Raw genomic sequence first — 1,242 nt, forward strand, 5'->3', positions numbered from 1 at the left:
CACGCGTATAACAAACTGTTTAAGAGCGATTCGCAACGCTTGGCATTTTTGCTATGCGTTGTGTTTAGTGTTTAAGGTGGTATGCAGTGGCTTGGTATTGCGTTGCTCACACCTTAACAGGGCGTTAGTACGGGTTTGGCATTAAAGGTCATAAGCTTTGGTGTTTATCTGTTTTAGCGCTCGTGTTTACATCTTTCAGTTAGTGCCTTTCACGTTCTTTCCGGTGGCACTATATGCGAAGTGTTCGCTTTGATTTCACCGTTTACGGTTTCTAACTCTTAGCCTATTTCTTTGGCGCTTCTTCATTTTCGTGGTGGCTTTTGAGAGAACCTTGACTACTTTTGGTGTGGCTGTTGAAGTACGAGGAAATAATCCTTTTCTAATTTGAAGTCAGTAAAAGCAGGGCAGTTCAGTGCGTTTTTCTTCTAGCCGACTCTCGTCTCTCAATGGCGGTAAAGTTTTGTAGCTGCCCGTCTCACTTCAGTGTTCAAAGCCTTTCATATCATGCCAGTTTTCAATATCTTGGAGTGCACAAATAGAAGTAGCGCATGTACTAACAAATTGCTTAAGAGTGATTCGTAACGCGTGGCATTTTTACTTAGCGGTGGCTTATGGTGATTAGGGCGCTGTGCGGTAGCTTTTGTATTGCGTTACTCACACCTTAGCAAGGCGTTATGTTAATGAGGAAATTAAATGAAAAAGGTAATAAGTGTTTTGTTTGGGTTGGCATTATTGGCTGGATGTGAAAACAATCAAGAGCCAATAACTCTATCAGCGGAAAAAGGTGATGTTACTTATCTGCTGAGTGTAAACGCAACAAATGCTTCAATAACTATTGGAAAAAATACCGAGACTCTTACAGTGAAGGCATACGATTCCAATGAAATTTTGTTGGAAGACAAAGATGGAAATGCTCTAAATTTTAAACAACAGCCTAGTTTATCAAATTGGTTGTGTGACTTATGTGTTAATCACGGGCTTCCTGTGACCTGGAAATAACATAACAATCTGTTTAAGAGCGATTCGCAACGCTTGGCATTTTTGCTATGCGTTGCGTTTGGTGTTTAAGGTAGTATGCGGTGGCTTCGGTATTGCGTTGCTCACACCTTAACAGGGCGTTATGTTCTAGGAGGAGTTTTATGTTCGGTAAAATATTTGGCAGGAATAAAGATAAAGCACTGAAAGAAAACGAAGTCCGGATAGTTCTTCCTGAAGAATCTTATACTTTACTTGAGTGGAAAA

General features: G+C 40.6%; 1 protein-coding gene. It reads left to right on the plus strand.

From position 1 onward, the window contains the following. Window positions 1-693: 693 nt before the first annotated feature. Window positions 694-999, plus strand: coding sequence for a hypothetical protein (locus ABMY42_RS26315; RefSeq protein ID WP_050907877.1), 306 nt, complete (start codon window positions 694-696; stop codon window positions 997-999). Window positions 1,000-1,242 lie beyond the last annotated feature (243 nt).

This window comes from Vibrio sp. SSH13-20, assembly GCF_040104475.1.
GTDB lineage: Bacteria > Pseudomonadota > Gammaproteobacteria > Enterobacterales > Vibrionaceae > Vibrio > Vibrio harveyi.

Bases quoted from the DNA above. Each gene is read 5' to 3' on its own strand.
- ABMY42_RS26315 (WP_050907877.1), top strand. From the start codon at position 694: ATGAAAAAGGTAATAAGTGTTTTGTTTGGGTTGGCATTATTGGCTGGA.